This is a genomic window from Enterobacter cloacae complex sp. CARB60 (assembly GCF_036487345.1).
In the GTDB taxonomy this organism is placed as follows: Bacteria; Pseudomonadota; Gammaproteobacteria; order Enterobacterales; family Enterobacteriaceae; genus Enterobacter; species Enterobacter asburiae_D.
On record NZ_JAZKLC010000002.1, the window covers coordinates 3,302,679 to 3,316,827 of the forward strand.

Consider the following 14,149-nt stretch of genomic DNA (forward strand, 5'->3'; position numbering starts at 1 on the left):
GCCCCGACCATCACAGGTGTAGTTTTCAGGGAGATATAACGAATAGGGGAGGACAAAAACCACAATGTCGCGAAGGAGCGGAGTGTAGCAGCTTTTGTGACGTGGCGCATAAAATATCCCTCAGCATTCCCTCGACGTTAGCGTAAATCAGGCATAATCTTAATCAATCGATTGATTAATTCTTAATGCCGCCATGAATACGACACCCACAACAACCAAAGGTGAACAGGCCAAAAATCAGCTTATCGCCGCCGCGCTGGCGCAGTTTGGCGAGTACGGGCTGCATGCGACCACGCGCGATATTGCCGCGCTGGCCGGGCAGAACATTGCGGCTATTACCTACTATTTTGGCTCAAAAGAGGATTTATACCTCGCCTGCGCCGAGTGGATCGCCGATTTCATCGGCACGCAGTTTCACCCGCACGTTGAGGAAGCCACCGCGCTGCTCGGCCAGCCGTCGCCCGATCGCGCCGCCGTTCGCCAGCTTATTCTCAATGCCTGCCACGATATGATCCGCCTGCTGACGCACGACGATACGCTCAACCTGAGCAAGTTTATCTCCCGAGAGCAGCTCTCCCCGACGGTCGCCTACCAGCGGGTACACGATCGGGTGATTGAGCCAATGCACTCGCACCTGACCCGGCTGATCGCCGCCTATACCGGTCGGGATGCCGGTGATACCGAGACAGTTTTGCATACCCACGCCCTGCTGGGTGAAATCCTTGCCTTCCGTCTGGGCAGGGAAACCATCCTGTTACGCACCGGCTGGACACAATTTGATGAGGATAAAGCCGCGCAGATTAGCCAGGTTATCGCCTGTCATCTCGATCTGATCCTGCAAGGCTTAACGCAAAGGAGCCTGAAGTCATGAAAAAACCTGTCGCCATCATTCTGGTGGTTGTTGTTTTGCTTGCCGCTGGAGTCGGTGGATGGCTGTGGTATCAGAGCCATCAGGATAAAGGCCTGACGCTGTACGGTAACGTGGATATTCGCACGGTGAACATGAGCTTCCGCGTGGGCGGACGTCTCGCCTCGCTGAGCGTGGACGAAGGCGATGCCATTAAAACCGGGCAGACGCTGGGGATGCTGGATAAAGCCCCCTATGAGAACGCGCTGATGCAGGCCAAAGCAGGCGTGTCCGTCGCTCAGGCGCAGTATGACCTGATGCTGGCAGGCTATCGCGACGAAGAGATCGCCCAGGCCGCCGCCGCCGTTAAGCAGGCGCAAGCCGCCTATGACTACGCGCAGAACTTCTACGCGCGCCAGCAGGGGCTGTGGAAAAGCCGCACCATTTCCGCCAACGATCTGGAAAATGCGCGCTCGTCCCGCGACCAGGCGCAGGCCACGCTGAAGTCCGCGCAGGATAAATTAAGCCAGTACCGCACCGGTAACCGCGCGCAGGATATCGCCCAGGCGAAAGCCAGCCTTGAACAGGCGCAGGCGCAGCTGGCGCAGGCAGAGCTGGATCTGCACGACACCACCTTAGTCGCGCCGTCTGACGGCACGCTGATGACCCGCGCCGTGGAGCCGGGCAGTATGCTCAGCGCGGGCAGTACCGTCTTAACCCTTTCCCTGACCCGTCCGGTCTGGGTACGCGCCTACGTTGACGAGCCGAATCTCGGCCAGATGCAGCCGGGCCGCGAGCTGCTGCTCTATACCGACGGCCGCCCGGACAAGCCGTATCACGGCAAAGTGGGCTTTGTCTCCCCTACCGCCGAGTTCACGCCGAAAACCGTTGAAACGCCGGACCTGCGCACCGACCTGGTGTATCGCCTGCGCATCATCGTGACCGATGCGGACGACGCGCTGCGTCAGGGCATGCCCGTCACCGTAAAAGTAGACAGCGGGGAACGACATGAATGACGCGGTTATTCAGCTCAACAATCTGGTTAAACGCTTCGCGGGAATGGACAAACCGGCCGTCGCGCCGCTGAACTGCACCATCCAGAAAGGCTATGTGACCGGGCTGGTCGGCCCGGACGGGGCGGGCAAAACCACGCTGATGCGGATGCTGGCCGGACTGCTGAAGCCGGATGAAGGATCGGCACGCGTGCTCGGCCTTGACCCGATAAAAGACGACGGCGCGCTCCACGCCATGCTCGGCTATATGCCGCAGGAGTTTGGCCTGTACGAAGACCTGACGGTGATGGAAAACCTCAACCTGTACGCCGACCTGCGCAGCGTCACCGGCGAAACGCGACAGAAAACCTTCGCGCGCCTGCTGGAGTTTACCTCCCTCGGACCGTTCACCGACAGGCTGGCGGGCAAGCTTTCCGGCGGGATGAAGCAGAAGCTGGGGCTGGCCTGTACGCTGGTCGGCGAGCCGAAAGTGCTGCTGCTGGATGAGCCCGGCGTCGGCGTTGACCCCATTTCGCGCCGTGAATTGTGGCAGATGGTGCACGAGCTGGCGGGCGACGGGATGCTGATCCTCTGGAGCACCTCCTACCTTGACGAAGCGGAACAGTGCCGGGACGTGCTGCTGATGAACGAAGGCGAGCTGCTTTATCAGGGCGAGCCGACGACGCTGACGCAGAGCATGGCCGGACGCAGCTTCCTGCTGCACAGCCCGCAGGAGTCCAACCGCAGGCTGCTGCAGCGGGTGCTCAGGCTGCCGCAGGTCAGCGACGGGATGATCCAGGGCCGCTCGGTGCGCATTATTCTCAAAAAAGAGGCCACCGCCGACGACATTCGCCAGGCGCAGGGGATGCCTGAGATCGAGATAGAAGAGACCGCACCCCGCTTTGAGGATGCGTTTATCGACCTGCTGGGCGGCGCGGGTACGTCAGAGTCGCCGCTTGCCGCCATTCTGCATACGGTGGAAGGCACGCCGGGCGAAACGGTGATCGAAGCGAAATCGCTCACCAAAAAGTTCGGGGATTTCGCCGCCACCGATAACGTCAATTTCGCGGTTAAACGCGGCGAGATTTTTGGCCTGCTCGGGCCGAACGGCGCGGGAAAATCAACCACCTTTAAGATGATGTGCGGCCTGCTGGTGCCAACGTCCGGCAAGGCGCTGGTGCTGGACATGGATCTGAAGGTCAGCTCCGGCAAGGCGCGCCAGCATCTCGGGTATATGGCGCAGAAGTTTTCGCTGTACGGCAACCTGACGGTCGAGCAGAATCTGCGCTTTTTCTCCGGCGTGTACGGCCTGCGCGGGCGCGCGCAGAACGAGAAAATCCGCCGCATGAGCGACGCCTTCGCGTTAACCAACATTGCCTCCCACGCCACCGACGCGCTGCCGCTCGGCTTTAAGCAGCGGCTGGCCCTGGCCTGTTCGCTGATGCACGAGCCGGACATTCTGTTTCTGGATGAACCGACCTCGGGCGTGGATCCCATTACCCGCCGCGAGTTCTGGCTGCATATCAACAGCATGGTGGAAAAAGGGGTGACCGTGATGGTGACCACCCACTTCATGGACGAGGCGGAGTACTGCGACCGCATCGGGCTGGTGTATCGCGGCAAGCTGATTGCCCACGGTACACCGGACGACCTGAAAAACCAGGCCGCCGACGATGAGGTCCCGGACCCGACCATGGAGCAGGCGTTTATCACCCTCATCCACGACTGGGATAAGGAGAATGCCCATGCGCAGTAATGCCCTTTCCTGGCGCAGGGTGCGCGCGCTGTGCATCAAAGAGACGCGGCAGATCGTGCGTGATCCCAGCAGCTGGCTGATTGCGGTGGTGATCCCCCTGCTGCTGCTGTTTATCTTTGGCTACGGCATTAATCTGGACTCCAGCAAGCTCCGGGTCGGGATTTTGCTGGAGCAGCAGAGCGAAGAGGCGCTGGACTTCACTCACGCCATGACCGGCTCGCCCTACATCGACGCCACCATCAGCGACAGCCGGCAGGAGTTGATCCAGAAAATGCAGGCCGGGAAAATTCGCGGTCTGATCGTCATTCCGGTGGATTTCGCCGCCAATATGGCGCGGGCGAACGCCGAGGCGCCGATCCAGGTGATCACCGACGGCAGCGAGCCGAACACCGCCAACTTCGTGCAGGGCTACGCGGAGGGGATCTGGCAGCTCTGGCAGATGCAGCGCGCCGAAGACCGGGGCGAAACGTTTGAACCGCTCATCGACGTGCAGACGCGCTACTGGTTTAACCCTGCCGCCATCAGCCAGCACTTTATTATTCCGGGCGCGGTGACCATCATCATGACGGTAATCGGCGCGATACTGACCTCGCTGGTCATCGCCCGCGAGTGGGAGCGCGGCACCATGGAGGCGCTGCTCTCTACCGAAGTCACGCGCGTCGAGCTGCTGCTGTGCAAGCTCATCCCCTACTACTTCCTCGGCATGCTGGCGATGCTGCTTTGTATGCTGGTGTCAGTCTTTATCCTCGGCGTGCCGTATCGCGGCTCGCTGGTCGTGCTGTTATTTATCACCAGCCTGTTTTTACTCAGCACGCTGGGCATGGGACTGCTCATCTCCACCATCACCCGCAACCAGTTTAACGCCGCGCAGGTGGCGCTGAACGCCGCTTTTCTGCCGTCGATTATGCTGTCCGGGTTTATCTTCCAGATAGACAGTATGCCTGCGGTGATCCGCGCCGTGACCTACATCATCCCGGCGCGCTACTTCGTGAGCACCCTGCAAAGCCTGTTCCTGGCGGGGAATATTCCGGTTGTGTTGATTATCAACACCCTGTTTTTGATGGCGTCGGCGGTGATGTTTATCGGGTTGACCTGGATGAAAACCAAACGACGGTTAGATTAAGGAGCGCGCATGTTTCACCGTTTATGGACGTTAATACGCAAAGAGCTGCAATCCCTGCTGCGCGAGCCGCAAACCCGCGCCATTCTGGTCTTGCCGGTGCTGATCCAGGTTTTACTTTTCCCGTTTGCCGCCACCCTTGAGGTGACCAACGCCACCATCGCCATTTACAACGAAGACAACGGCAAACATTCCGTCGAGCTGACGCAGCGCTTTGCCCGTGCGAAAGCCTTTACCCACATCCTGCTGCTGAAAAGCCCGCAGGAAATCCAGCCCACCATCGACACGCAAAAAGCGCTGCTGCTGGTGCGGTTCCCGGCGGATTTCTCCCGTAATCTGGATACCTTCCAGACCGCACCGATGCAGCTGATCCTCGACGGACGCAACTCCAACAGCGCCCAGATAGCGGCCAACTATCTGCAGCAGGTGGTGAAGGATTACCAGCAGGAGCTGATGGACGGCAAACCGAAGCCCAACAACAGCGAGCTGGTGGTGCGTAACTGGTACAACCCGAATCTGGACTACAAGTGGTTCGTGGTGCCGTCGCTGATCGCCATGATCACCACCATCGGGGTGATGATCGTGACCTCCCTGTCCGTCGCCCGCGAGCGCGAACAAGGCACGCTGGATCAGCTGCTGGTCTCCCCGCTCGCCACCTGGCAAATTTTTGTCGGCAAAGCGGTGCCGGCGCTGATCGTCGCGACGTTCCAGGCCACTATCGTGCTGGGTGTCGGTATTTGGGCCTACCAGATCCCGTTCGCCGGTTCGCTGGCGCTGTTTTACTTCACCATGGTGATTTACGGGCTGTCGCTGGTGGGGTTTGGACTGCTGATCTCGGCGCTCTGCTCGACGCAGCAGCAGGCGTTTATCGGGGTATTCGTCTTTATGATGCCCGCGATTTTGCTCTCGGGTTATGTTTCGCCCGTCGAGAACATGCCGGTGTGGCTACAGGATCTGACGTGGGTAAATCCGATTCGGCACTTTACCGACATCACCAAGCAAATCTATCTGAAGGATGCGAGTCTGGATATTGTCTGGGGAAGTTTGTGGCCGCTACTGGTCATAGCGGCCACGACGGGCTCAGTGGCGTACGCGATGTTTAGACGCAACATTGCGTAGCTTTTTCTCTTTGGTCAGCAACGAGACGACCGCAGGCCCTGCAAGGATTGCCAGACCCGCGAGGGCCAGCAGCAGGTTGTTTTGCAGCACGCGCGACAGCAGCCACAGGACGATCATCGCTGCACCAAAATACCAGGTGGTGGTGAGCTCTTCGAGCACATCACCCACCTCGCGCCAGCGCGCTTCGTGGTGGCGCTGTAAGAACAGCATCGACAGCACGGTGACGCCATAAAGGACGCATAGCCCCAGGCCAACACGCACCAGCGTGCCGCTCATCCAGCCCATCACCAGTACGGCCACGACCAGTAAATGCAACATTATCTGCCAGCAACTCAGGCCAGTTGCGACACGAACACGTTGTTGCCACTTCATGGCTTCTCTCCTGAAGGATTTTTCTCTGCTTAATCAGACTACCGCACTTTACGGAAAATTCCGTAACGCCGCATCTTTTTGTGACGCCGACTACACTTTATTTTCATTGGGATAGTCACTCAGGAAAGAGCTTATGACTCAAAAAATGCAGCATTTCTCGCTTAAGGTGCTGACGATAAACATTCATAAGGGCTTCACAGCATTTAACCGCCGCTTCATTTTACCGGAGCTGCGCGACGCGGTACGCACCGTCAGCGCAGATATTGTCTGCCTGCAGGAGGTGATGGGCGCACACGAAGTGCATCCGCTCCACTTTGAGAACTGGCCCGACACGCCGCACTATGAATTTCTGGCCGACACCATGTGGAGTGATTACGCCTACGGCCGCAACGCGGTCTACCCGGAAGGGCATCACGGCAACGCGGTGCTGTCCCGTTACCCCATTGAGCATTACGAAAACCGCGACGTTTCCGTCGGGGAAAGCGAAAAACGCGGCCTGCTTTACTGCCGCATTACCCCGCCCGACCTCGAGCGACCCGTCCATGTCGGCTGCGTTCATCTGGGCCTTCGCGAAGCCCATCGTCAGTCGCAGCTGAAAATGCTGGCCGAATGGGCTAACGCGCTTCCCGAAGGTGAACCGGTGGTCGTGGCGGGCGATTTCAACGACTGGCGACAGCGGGCAAACCATCCGTTGAAGGTGGATGCCGGACTGGAGGAGATTTTTACTCGCGCCAACGGCAGGCCTGCGCGCACCTTCCCGGTCCGTTTCCCCCTGCTTCGGCTTGACCGCATCTACGTGAAAAATGCCCACGCCAGCAGTCCCACCGCCCTGGCGCTTCTTAACTGGCGACATCTTTCCGACCATGCCCCGCTTAGCGCGGAGATCCACCTATGAAATGTTCCTGGCAGGAAGGCAACCGGATCACGCTGCTGGTCAACGGGGACGAGTACTACCCGGCCGTGTTTAAGGCGATTGATAACGCTCAGCAGAAGGTGATCCTCGAAACCTTTATCTGGTTCGAAGACAACGTCGGCAAGCAGTTGCACAGCGTGCTGCTGCGCGCCGCCCAGCGCGGCGTCACAATTGAAGTGCTGCTTGATGGCTATGGTTCGCCGGATCTCAGCGATGCGTTTGTGAATGAATTGACCTCCGCGGGCGTGGTGTTCCGCTACTACGATCCCGGCCCTCGCCTGTTCGGCATGCGTACCAATCTTTTCCGCCGGATGCACCGCAAAATTGTGGTGGTGGACGAGACGGTGGCGTTTGTCGGCGGCATTAACTATTCCGCTGAGCATATGTCAGACTACGGCCCGGAAGCGAAGCAGGACTACGCCATTCGCATTGAAGGCCCGGTTGTGCAGGACATCTTGCTGTTTGAGCTGGAGAACCTGCCGGGTAAAGAGGCTGTTCGCCGCTGGTGGAGACGCCGCCATCGCCCGGAAGAGAACCGGAAGCCCGGCGAAGCGCAGGCCCTTTTCGTCTGGCGGGACAACGGCGAGCACCGTGACGACATTGAACGTCATTATCTCAAGATGCTCGCCAACGCGAAGCGCGAAGTGATTATTGCTAACGCCTACTTTTTCCCGGGCTATCGCCTGCTGCATGCCATGCGCAATGCGGCCCGGCGCGGCGTACGCGTGAAGCTGATTGTGCAGGGCGAGCCGGATATGCCCATCGTCAAAGTCGGCGCGCGGCTGCTGTATAACTATCTCGTGAAGGGCGGCGTACAGATTTACGAATATCGCCGTAGGCCCTTGCACGGCAAAGTCGCGCTGATGGACGATCACTGGGCCACCGTGGGCTCCAGTAACCTCGATCCGCTGAGCTTATCGCTCAACCTTGAAGCCAACCTGATCATTCACGATCGCCAGTTTAACCAGACCCTGCGGGATAACCTGCAGGCGTTGATCGTTAACGACAGCGTGCGCGTGGACGAATCCATGGTCCCTAAACGTACCTGGTGGAACCTGGGCATCAGCGTGGTGGTGTTCCACTTTCTGCGTCATTTCCCGGCCATGGTCGGCTGGCTGCCGGCGCATACGCCTAAGCTTGCGCAGGTGGACCCGCCGGTACAACCCGAAATGGAAACCCAGGACCGTATTGAAGCGGAAGATGGAGGCAAACCCTGATGTCAAAATCGCATCCACGCTGGCGGCTGGCAAAAAAGATCCTGACCTGGCTGTTTTTTATTGCGGTCGCGGTTCTGCTGGTGGTCTACGCGCAGAAAGTTGACTGGGAAGAGGTGTGGAAAGCCATCCGCAACTATAACCGGATGGTGCTGCTGGGCGCTGTGGGGCTGGTAATTGTGAGCTACCTGATGTACGGCTGCTATGACCTGCTGGGCCGCGCTTACTGCGGCCACAAGCTGGCCAAACGTCAGGTTATGCTGGTGTCGTTTATCTGCTACGCCTTTAACCTGACGCTGAGCACTTGGGTCGGCGGCATTGGCATGCGCTATCGCCTTTATTCGCGGCTCGGCCTGCCGGGCGGGACCATCACGCGCATCTTCTCGTTAAGCATCACCACCAACTGGCTGGGCTATATTCTGCTCGGCGGGGTGATCTTCACCATCGGCGTGGTGCAACTGCCCGCGCACTGGTATATCGACGAGGCCACGCTGCGCATTCTGGGCATCGTACTGCTGCTGATTATCGCCGTTTATCTGTGGGCCTGCGCCTTTGCCAGACGCCGCCATATGACCATTAAAGGGCAAAAGCTGGTGCTGCCCTCGTGGAAGTTTGCGGTGCTGCAGATGGCCGTCTCCAGCGCCAACTGGATGGCGATGGGGGCCATTATCTGGCTGCTGATTGGCGAGGACGTAAATTACTTCTTCGTGCTGGGCGTGCTGCTGGTCAGCAGTATTGCGGGCGTAATTGTGCATATTCCGGCGGGGATAGGCGTGCTGGAAGCGGTATTTATTGCCCTGCTGGCCGGGGAGCATGTTTCTCAGGGTGCCATCATCGCTGCCCTGCTGGCATACCGCATGCTGTATTACTTCCTGCCGCTGGCGCTGGCAACGGTCTGTTATCTGGCGCTGGAGAGTCGGGCGAAGAAGTTACGGGCGAAGAATGAGAAGGTGTTGGCGAAATAAAAGCAAAACGGCAACCTTGTTGCCGTTTTTAGTTTCGTAGGCCGGTTAAGGCGAAGCCGCCACCCGGCAAAACAACCCTAGCGACGGTTGCCGAAAATACGCAGCAGCATCAGGAACAGGTTGATAAAGTCCAGATACAGCGTCAGCGCGCCCAGGATCGCGTATTTGCGCAGGTTTGAACTGTCGCGTACGTCGATCTGCTCGCCGATGTTTTTCAGCTTCTGGGTGTCATACGCCGTCAACCCAACGAAGATCACCACCCCGATGTAGGTCACAGCCCACATCAGCGCGTCGCTCTTCAGCCACAGGTTTACCAGCGACGCCAGCACAATCCCAATCAGCCCCATAAACAGCATGCTGCCTAAACCGCTCAGATCGCGCTTCGTGGTGTAACCGTACAGACTCATCACGCCGAACATCCCGCCGGTCACCACAAAGGTGCTGGCGATGGAGGAGTAGGTGTAGACGATGAAAATACTGGAAAGCGTCAGCCCCGTCAGCGCCGAATAGAGCATAAACAGAGTTGTTGCCATTCCGGCACTGAGTTTCTGTACAAGACCGGAAAGCACAAACACCAGCGCCAGCTGCGCGATAATCAGCCCAAAGAAGGTGATTTTGCTGGAGAAGATAAACATCATCAGTTCAGGCGTGTTCGCCGCATACCACGCGATAAACGCGGTAAGCAGCAGGCCAACCGTCATCCAGCCGTACACCTGAGCCATATACGTCTGCAGGCCGCTACGGGTCTGCTGTACTATTGAATCGGAACGCGGAAATCGGTCCATGATTCACTCCTGATTAAGATTAAGTAGACACACACGTTAAGATTAACACATCCACGTAAACCGACTACCAACGGCTGGCGGCTTGTTTATCGCTGTCGCGAGATTCCACCCAGCGGTCACCTTCCGGCGTGGCTTCGCGCTTCCAGAACGGCGCTTTGGTTTTGAGGTAATCCATAATGAACTCCCCTGCCGCAAACGCGCTGCTGCGGTGTGCGCTCGTCACCCCGACGAAGACAATCTCCTCGCCGGGCCACATCTCGCCGATGCGGTGAATCACCGTGACGCGGCCAAGCGGCCAGCGGCCCCGCGCCTCGTCGACAATCTCCGCCAGCGATTTCTCGGTCATCCCCGGATAGTGCTCCAGCGTCAGCGCCTTCACGCTGTCACCGAGGTTGTGGTTGCGCACTTTGCCGGTGAAGGTGACGACCGCGCCGTCTTCATCGCGTTCCGCCAGCCAGCTGTATTCGGTCCCCACGTTAAAACGGTCGGGGCTCACCAGAATTCGGGTTTCAGCCATCTTAGCCCCCTGTCACCGGCGGGAAGAAGGCCACTTCATCGCCTTCCTTCAGCGGATGGGTGAACTCCACCAGCGTCTGGTTAACGGCGGCCAGCAGCTTGCCTTCGTCCAGCGCCAGCGCCCAGCGGTCGCTTTGTGCCGCCAGATGCGCGCGCAGGGCAGCGACGTTGTCAAAGGACGCGTCCAGCGTCAGGCTGTCGGTATTTACCAGCTCGCGCACCTGGGCAAAAAAGAGCACCTTAATCATGGCTGTCCACCTTAAAATCACCGGATTTGCCGCCGCTTTTTGCCAGCAGGCGCACCGGGCCAATCACCATATCTTTCTGCACCGCTTTGCACATGTCGTAGATGGTCAGCGCGGCAACGGAAGCCGCCGTCAGCGCTTCCATCTCTACGCCGGTTTTCCCGGTTAAGCGGCAGAGTGACTCAATGCGCACGCGGCTCTGCTCCGGCTGCGCCTGCAGGTTCACTTCCACCTTGCTCAGCATCAGCGGGTGGCACAGCGGAATAAGATCCCAGGTGCGCTTGGCGGCCTGAATACCCGCGATGCGCGCGGTGGCAAAGACGTCGCCCTTATGGTGGCTGCCGTCGATAATCATCGCCAGCGTTTCCGGCTGCATAGTGACGAACGCTTCCGCGCGCGCCTCGCGCACCGTTTCGGCTTTGGCGGAAACATCCACCATATGCGCTTCACCGGCGGCGTTAATGTGGGTCAGTTGTGACATAGCTTATTTCTTTAAATGGGGATGGAAATTACACGGACGGGTGCGGGCATCCAGCTGCGGGGCGATGATGTTTCCCCACGCGGTGCGGCAGGCTTTGGTCGAACCCGGCATGGCGAAAATCAGGGTTTTGTTAGCCACCCCGGCAACGGCGCGCGACTGGAGCGTAGAGGTACCAATCTCTTCAAAGGAGAGCATGCGGAACACTTCGCCGAAGCCTTCCACCTCGCGGTCAAACAGCGGGATCAGCGCTTCGGGGGCCTGATCGCCTGCGGTAAAGCCGGTGCCGCCAGTAATCAGCACCACCTGCACCTCATCGCTGGCGATCCACTGAGAGACCTGAGCGCGAATGGCGTAGCGGTTCTCCTTCACGATCGCTTTATCAACGATGCTGTGCCCCGCGTCATGGGCCGCCTCGCGCAGCCAGTGGCCGGAGGTATCATCCTCTTCGCCACGGCGGTCGGAAACGGTAAGGATAGCAATGCGTGTCGGGATAAATTCTGCGCTTACCTGACTCATCTTCTGATTCCTTCTTAAGCCCGATTACCCGCCGATGTAGGACAGGTTCTGAGTAATGCCGGTATTGCCCTGATGCAGGAAGTGGGTCTGTTTTTTATGCGTCAGCGCTTCAGAAATGCGTGCTTCAAGCGCGTCCTGCTGCGCATCGTCTTCCAGCAGATCGCGAAGGTCCACGCCGCCGTCGCCGAACAGACAAAGATGGAGCTTGCCAACGGAGGAGACGCGCAGGCGGTTGCAGCTGGCGCAGAAGTCTTTCTCATAGGGCATGATAAGCCCGATCTCACCTTCGTAATCCGGGTGGCAGAAGACCTGCGCCGGGCCGTCGCTGCGCTGGCGAATCTGATGGATCCAGCCGCGTTTCAGCAGCGCGTCGCGCAGCACCATGCCGGAGATGTGATGGCGACGGAACAGCTCGCTGCCCTCGCCGGTTTCCATCAGCTCAATAAAACGCAGCTGAATGGGGCGGGATTGGATCCACGCCAGGAAGGTGTCCAGCTGATGATGGTTTACATCACGCATCAGTACCGTGTTGACTTTGACTTTTTCGAAGCCTGCCGCAAATGCCGCGTCGATACCGTCCATGACCTGCTGGAATTTATCCTGGCCGGTAATGGCGTGGAACTGACGGGCGTCCAGACTATCGACGCTGACGTTGATCGCCGTCAGCCCCGCATCGCGCCAGTTCGCCACGTCACGCGCCATGCGGTAGCCGTTGGTGGTCACCGCAATCTGGCGGATACGTTCGTTTTCACGCACGGCGGCAATGATGTCGGGGAAATCACGGCGCAGAGAGGGTTCACCGCCGGTCAGACGCACTTTTTCGGTACCGAGCTCAGAGAAGGCGCGCGTGACGCGGCGCACTTCATCCACGGAGAGAAAGCCGTTATTGGTGACGCTGCCCGGTTTGTAGCCATCGGGCAGGCAGTAGGTGCAACGGAAGTTGCACACGTCGGTAATCGACAGACGTAAGTAATAAAACTTACGCGCGAAAGCATCAGTAAGTTGTGAAGCCATGTACACCTTTCCAGATCGGGAGGCACAGTCATTTCTTTCTGTACCCTGGTGGCATATTCGCCACGGCCAGAGCGCCATATCTTTCGACACAGGCACAAGGGCTAGAGTGTATGTTTTCAATTTTGAAAACGTGGTTAGGGCGATAGTAGCGCGGAAATTCTGACGGCGCCATTATCGCTTTACGCTATATAATTATCTATATAGCGAATCAATCCTGTATTTTCGCTACAGAATACCTAAAAATCGCATTTTCACATTGATATACGTCATTTTGCATCGGGTGAGGCATCGTCTTTTAGGGGTAGTTAGGTTACTGTTACGCGATCGAACGTGATAAGGAATACGTATGCGCAATCGCACTTTTGCGGATCTTGACCGAGTGGTCGCTCTTGGCGGAGGACACGGCTTAGGCCGGGTTATGTCCTCTTTGTCGTCACTCGGCTCAAGGCTGACAGGGATAGTGACCACCACCGACAACGGCGGCTCAACCGGGCGCATTCGTCGTGCCGAAGGCGGCATTGCCTGGGGAGATATGCGCAACTGTCTGAACCAGTTAATTACCGAGTCAAGCGTCGCGTCGGCGATGTTTGAGTACCGTTTTGGCGGTAATGGCGAACTTTCCGGGCATAACCTCGGAAATCTGATGTTAAAGGCGCTTGATCACCTGAGCGTACGGCCTCTGGAAGCCATCAACTTAATCCGCAATCTGCTCAAAGTGGACGCATTCCTGATCCCCATGTCTGAACAACCGGTTGACTTGATGGCAATCGACGCCGAAGGACATGAAGTTTACGGCGAGGTGAATATTGACCAGCTCCTCCTGCCGCCAACGGAGTTAATGACCTATCCGAGCGTACCCGCCACGCGAGAAGCGGTGGAGGCCATCGGGGAAGCGGATCTTATCCTGATCGGTCCTGGCAGTTTTTACACCAGCCTGATGCCCATTCTGCTGGTGAAAGAGCTGGCGCAGGCGCTGCGCCGCACCCCTGCCCCGATGGTTTACATCGGTAATCTGGGACGTGAACTGAGCCCGGCGGCGGCGAGCCTGTCGCTGGCAGATAAACTCAATTTGATGGAGCATTACGTCGGCAAGAAAATCATTGACGGCGTAGTCGTGGGCCCAAAAGTGGATGTGTCAGGGATTGGCGATCGTCTGGTGGTGCAGGAGCCGCTGGAGGCCAGCGATATCAAGTATCGTCACGACCGCCATCTGCTGCGCGAGGCGCTGGAGAAGGCGATTCAGGCGCTGGGTTAGGTTCGTTTTGTGCGGCCTGATGCCCTCACCCCGGCCCTC

16 protein-coding genes and 1 riboswitch are annotated in these 14,149 nt (G+C 58.3%); of the genes, 9 read left to right on the plus strand and 7 right to left on the minus strand.

Annotated elements, in window-relative coordinates:
* Window positions 1-193 precede the first annotated feature (193 nt).
* From cecR to V4835_RS16925, 5 genes are read left to right on the plus strand one after another with little or no spacing between them, the layout of a single operon-like run.
* A complete protein-coding gene (gene cecR / locus V4835_RS16905) occupies window positions 194-871 on the plus strand; it encodes a transcriptional regulator CecR (RefSeq protein ID WP_331412948.1) in 678 nt (225 codons plus the stop codon).
* The gene (hlyD, locus tag V4835_RS16910; RefSeq protein ID WP_331412950.1) at window positions 868-1,863 is read left to right on the plus strand and encodes a secretion protein HlyD; all 996 of its coding nucleotides are present in this window, start codon (window positions 868-870) and stop codon (window positions 1,861-1,863) included. Before cecR ends, hlyD begins: the two co-directional genes overlap by 4 nt.
* Window positions 1,856-3,595 carry an ATP-binding cassette domain-containing protein gene (locus V4835_RS16915; protein WP_331412951.1) on the plus strand — a complete coding sequence of 580 codons (1,740 nt, stop codon included), beginning with the start codon at window positions 1,856-1,858 and terminating at the stop codon, window positions 3,593-3,595. Before hlyD ends, V4835_RS16915 begins: the two co-directional genes overlap by 8 nt.
* Window positions 3,585-4,718, plus strand: coding sequence for an ABC transporter permease (locus V4835_RS16920; RefSeq protein ID WP_331412953.1), 1,134 nt, complete (start codon window positions 3,585-3,587; stop codon window positions 4,716-4,718). The genes V4835_RS16915 and V4835_RS16920 overlap by 11 nt, the downstream gene beginning before the upstream one ends.
* A 9-nt stretch (window positions 4,719-4,727) precedes the next feature.
* Entirely contained in the window at window positions 4,728-5,834 is a 1,107-nt protein-coding gene (locus V4835_RS16925; protein WP_039261395.1) for an ABC transporter permease, read from the plus strand.
* Here V4835_RS16925 and V4835_RS16930 read toward each other — a convergent pair.
* On the minus strand, window positions 5,796-6,206 hold the full coding sequence (locus V4835_RS16930; RefSeq protein WP_014883088.1) for a YbhQ family protein: 411 nt from the start codon (window positions 6,204-6,206) through the stop codon (window positions 5,796-5,798). The two genes, V4835_RS16925 and V4835_RS16930, sit on opposite strands and share 39 nt — an antisense overlap.
* Window positions 6,207-6,339: 133 nt before the next feature.
* Between V4835_RS16930 and V4835_RS16935 the strand changes: the two genes are divergently transcribed.
* The 3 genes from V4835_RS16935 to V4835_RS16945 are packed head-to-tail and all read left to right on the plus strand — an operon-like array spanning window position 6,340 to window position 9,298.
* The gene (locus V4835_RS16935; protein WP_331412955.1) at window positions 6,340-7,101 is read left to right on the plus strand and encodes an endonuclease/exonuclease/phosphatase family protein; all 762 of its coding nucleotides are present in this window, start codon (window positions 6,340-6,342) and stop codon (window positions 7,099-7,101) included.
* The gene (gene clsB, locus V4835_RS16940; RefSeq protein ID WP_063143110.1) at window positions 7,098-8,336 is read left to right on the plus strand and encodes a cardiolipin synthase ClsB; all 1,239 of its coding nucleotides are present in this window, start codon (window positions 7,098-7,100) and stop codon (window positions 8,334-8,336) included. Before V4835_RS16935 ends, clsB begins: the two co-directional genes overlap by 4 nt.
* Window positions 8,336-9,298, plus strand: a complete 963-nt coding sequence (locus V4835_RS16945; RefSeq protein WP_063143111.1) for a lysylphosphatidylglycerol synthase domain-containing protein — start codon at window positions 8,336-8,338, stop codon at window positions 9,296-9,298. Before clsB ends, V4835_RS16945 begins: the two co-directional genes overlap by 1 nt.
* Before the next feature lie 77 nt (window positions 9,299-9,375).
* Here the strand turns inward: V4835_RS16945 and V4835_RS16950 are convergent, their stop codons facing one another.
* The 6 genes from V4835_RS16950 to moaA all read right to left on the minus strand — a co-directional run bounded on the left by V4835_RS16950 (window position 9,376) and on the right by moaA (window position 12,855).
* Complete coding sequence (locus V4835_RS16950) at window positions 9,376-10,083, minus strand: Bax inhibitor-1/YccA family protein (protein WP_029742164.1); 708 nt, start codon at window positions 10,081-10,083, stop codon at window positions 9,376-9,378.
* Between the two features lie 64 nt (window positions 10,084-10,147).
* A complete protein-coding gene (gene moaE / locus V4835_RS16955) occupies window positions 10,148-10,600 on the minus strand; it encodes a molybdopterin synthase catalytic subunit MoaE (protein ID WP_063143112.1) in 453 nt (150 codons plus the stop codon).
* 1 nt (window position 10,601) lies between these two features.
* Window positions 10,602-10,847, minus strand: a complete 246-nt coding sequence (gene moaD, locus V4835_RS16960) for a molybdopterin synthase sulfur carrier subunit (protein ID WP_023292961.1) — start codon at window positions 10,845-10,847, stop codon at window positions 10,602-10,604.
* Window positions 10,840-11,325: a cyclic pyranopterin monophosphate synthase MoaC gene (moaC, locus tag V4835_RS16965; protein WP_063143113.1), complete on the minus strand. Its 486-nt coding sequence runs from the start codon at window positions 11,323-11,325 to the stop codon at window positions 10,840-10,842. The genes moaD and moaC overlap by 8 nt, the downstream gene beginning before the upstream one ends.
* Before the next feature lie 3 nt (window positions 11,326-11,328).
* Window positions 11,329-11,841, minus strand: a complete 513-nt coding sequence (moaB, locus tag V4835_RS16970; protein WP_331412957.1) for a molybdenum cofactor biosynthesis protein B — start codon at window positions 11,839-11,841, stop codon at window positions 11,329-11,331.
* Window positions 11,842-11,865: 24 nt separating this feature from the next.
* Window positions 11,866-12,855, minus strand: a complete 990-nt coding sequence (moaA, locus tag V4835_RS16975; protein ID WP_063143115.1) for a GTP 3',8-cyclase MoaA — start codon at window positions 12,853-12,855, stop codon at window positions 11,866-11,868.
* A riboswitch (molybdenum cofactor riboswitch) is annotated at window positions 12,843-12,976 on the minus strand. It overlaps the preceding gene by 13 nt.
* 225 nt (window positions 12,977-13,201) lie before the next feature.
* Here moaA and yvcK point away from each other — a divergent pair.
* Window positions 13,202-14,110: a uridine diphosphate-N-acetylglucosamine-binding protein YvcK gene (gene yvcK / locus V4835_RS16980; RefSeq protein ID WP_331412958.1), complete on the plus strand. Its 909-nt coding sequence runs from the start codon at window positions 13,202-13,204 to the stop codon at window positions 14,108-14,110.
* The last annotated feature ends 39 nt before the right edge of the window (window positions 14,111-14,149 follow it).

Bases quoted from the DNA above. Each gene is read 5' to 3' on its own strand.
- hlyD (WP_331412950.1), top strand. From the start codon at position 868: ATGAAAAAACCTGTCGCCATCATTCTGGTGGTTGTTGTTTTGCTTGCC.
- V4835_RS16915 (WP_331412951.1), top strand. From the start codon at position 1,856: ATGAATGACGCGGTTATTCAGCTCAACAATCTGGTTAAACGCTTCGCG.
- V4835_RS16950 (WP_029742164.1), bottom strand. From the start codon at position 10,083: ATGGACCGATTTCCGCGTTCCGATTCAATAGTACAGCAGACCCGTAGC.
- moaB (WP_331412957.1), bottom strand. From the start codon at position 11,841: ATGAGTCAGGTAAGCGCAGAATTTATCCCGACACGCATTGCTATCCTT.
- V4835_RS16935 (WP_331412955.1), top strand. From the start codon at position 6,340: ATGACTCAAAAAATGCAGCATTTCTCGCTTAAGGTGCTGACGATAAAC.
- moaA (WP_063143115.1), bottom strand. From the start codon at position 12,855: ATGGCTTCACAACTTACTGATGCTTTCGCGCGTAAGTTTTATTACTTA.
- V4835_RS16925 (WP_039261395.1), top strand. From the start codon at position 4,728: ATGTTTCACCGTTTATGGACGTTAATACGCAAAGAGCTGCAATCCCTG.
- yvcK (WP_331412958.1), top strand. From the start codon at position 13,202: ATGCGCAATCGCACTTTTGCGGATCTTGACCGAGTGGTCGCTCTTGGC.
- moaE (WP_063143112.1), bottom strand. From the start codon at position 10,600: ATGGCTGAAACCCGAATTCTGGTGAGCCCCGACCGTTTTAACGTGGGG.
- moaD (WP_023292961.1), bottom strand. From the start codon at position 10,847: ATGATTAAGGTGCTCTTTTTTGCCCAGGTGCGCGAGCTGGTAAATACC.
- moaC (WP_063143113.1), bottom strand. From the start codon at position 11,325: ATGTCACAACTGACCCACATTAACGCCGCCGGTGAAGCGCATATGGTG.
- cecR (WP_331412948.1), top strand. From the start codon at position 194: ATGAATACGACACCCACAACAACCAAAGGTGAACAGGCCAAAAATCAG.
- clsB (WP_063143110.1), top strand. From the start codon at position 7,098: ATGAAATGTTCCTGGCAGGAAGGCAACCGGATCACGCTGCTGGTCAAC.
- V4835_RS16945 (WP_063143111.1), top strand. From the start codon at position 8,336: ATGTCAAAATCGCATCCACGCTGGCGGCTGGCAAAAAAGATCCTGACC.
- V4835_RS16930 (WP_014883088.1), bottom strand. From the start codon at position 6,206: ATGAAGTGGCAACAACGTGTTCGTGTCGCAACTGGCCTGAGTTGCTGG.
- V4835_RS16920 (WP_331412953.1), top strand. From the start codon at position 3,585: ATGCGCAGTAATGCCCTTTCCTGGCGCAGGGTGCGCGCGCTGTGCATC.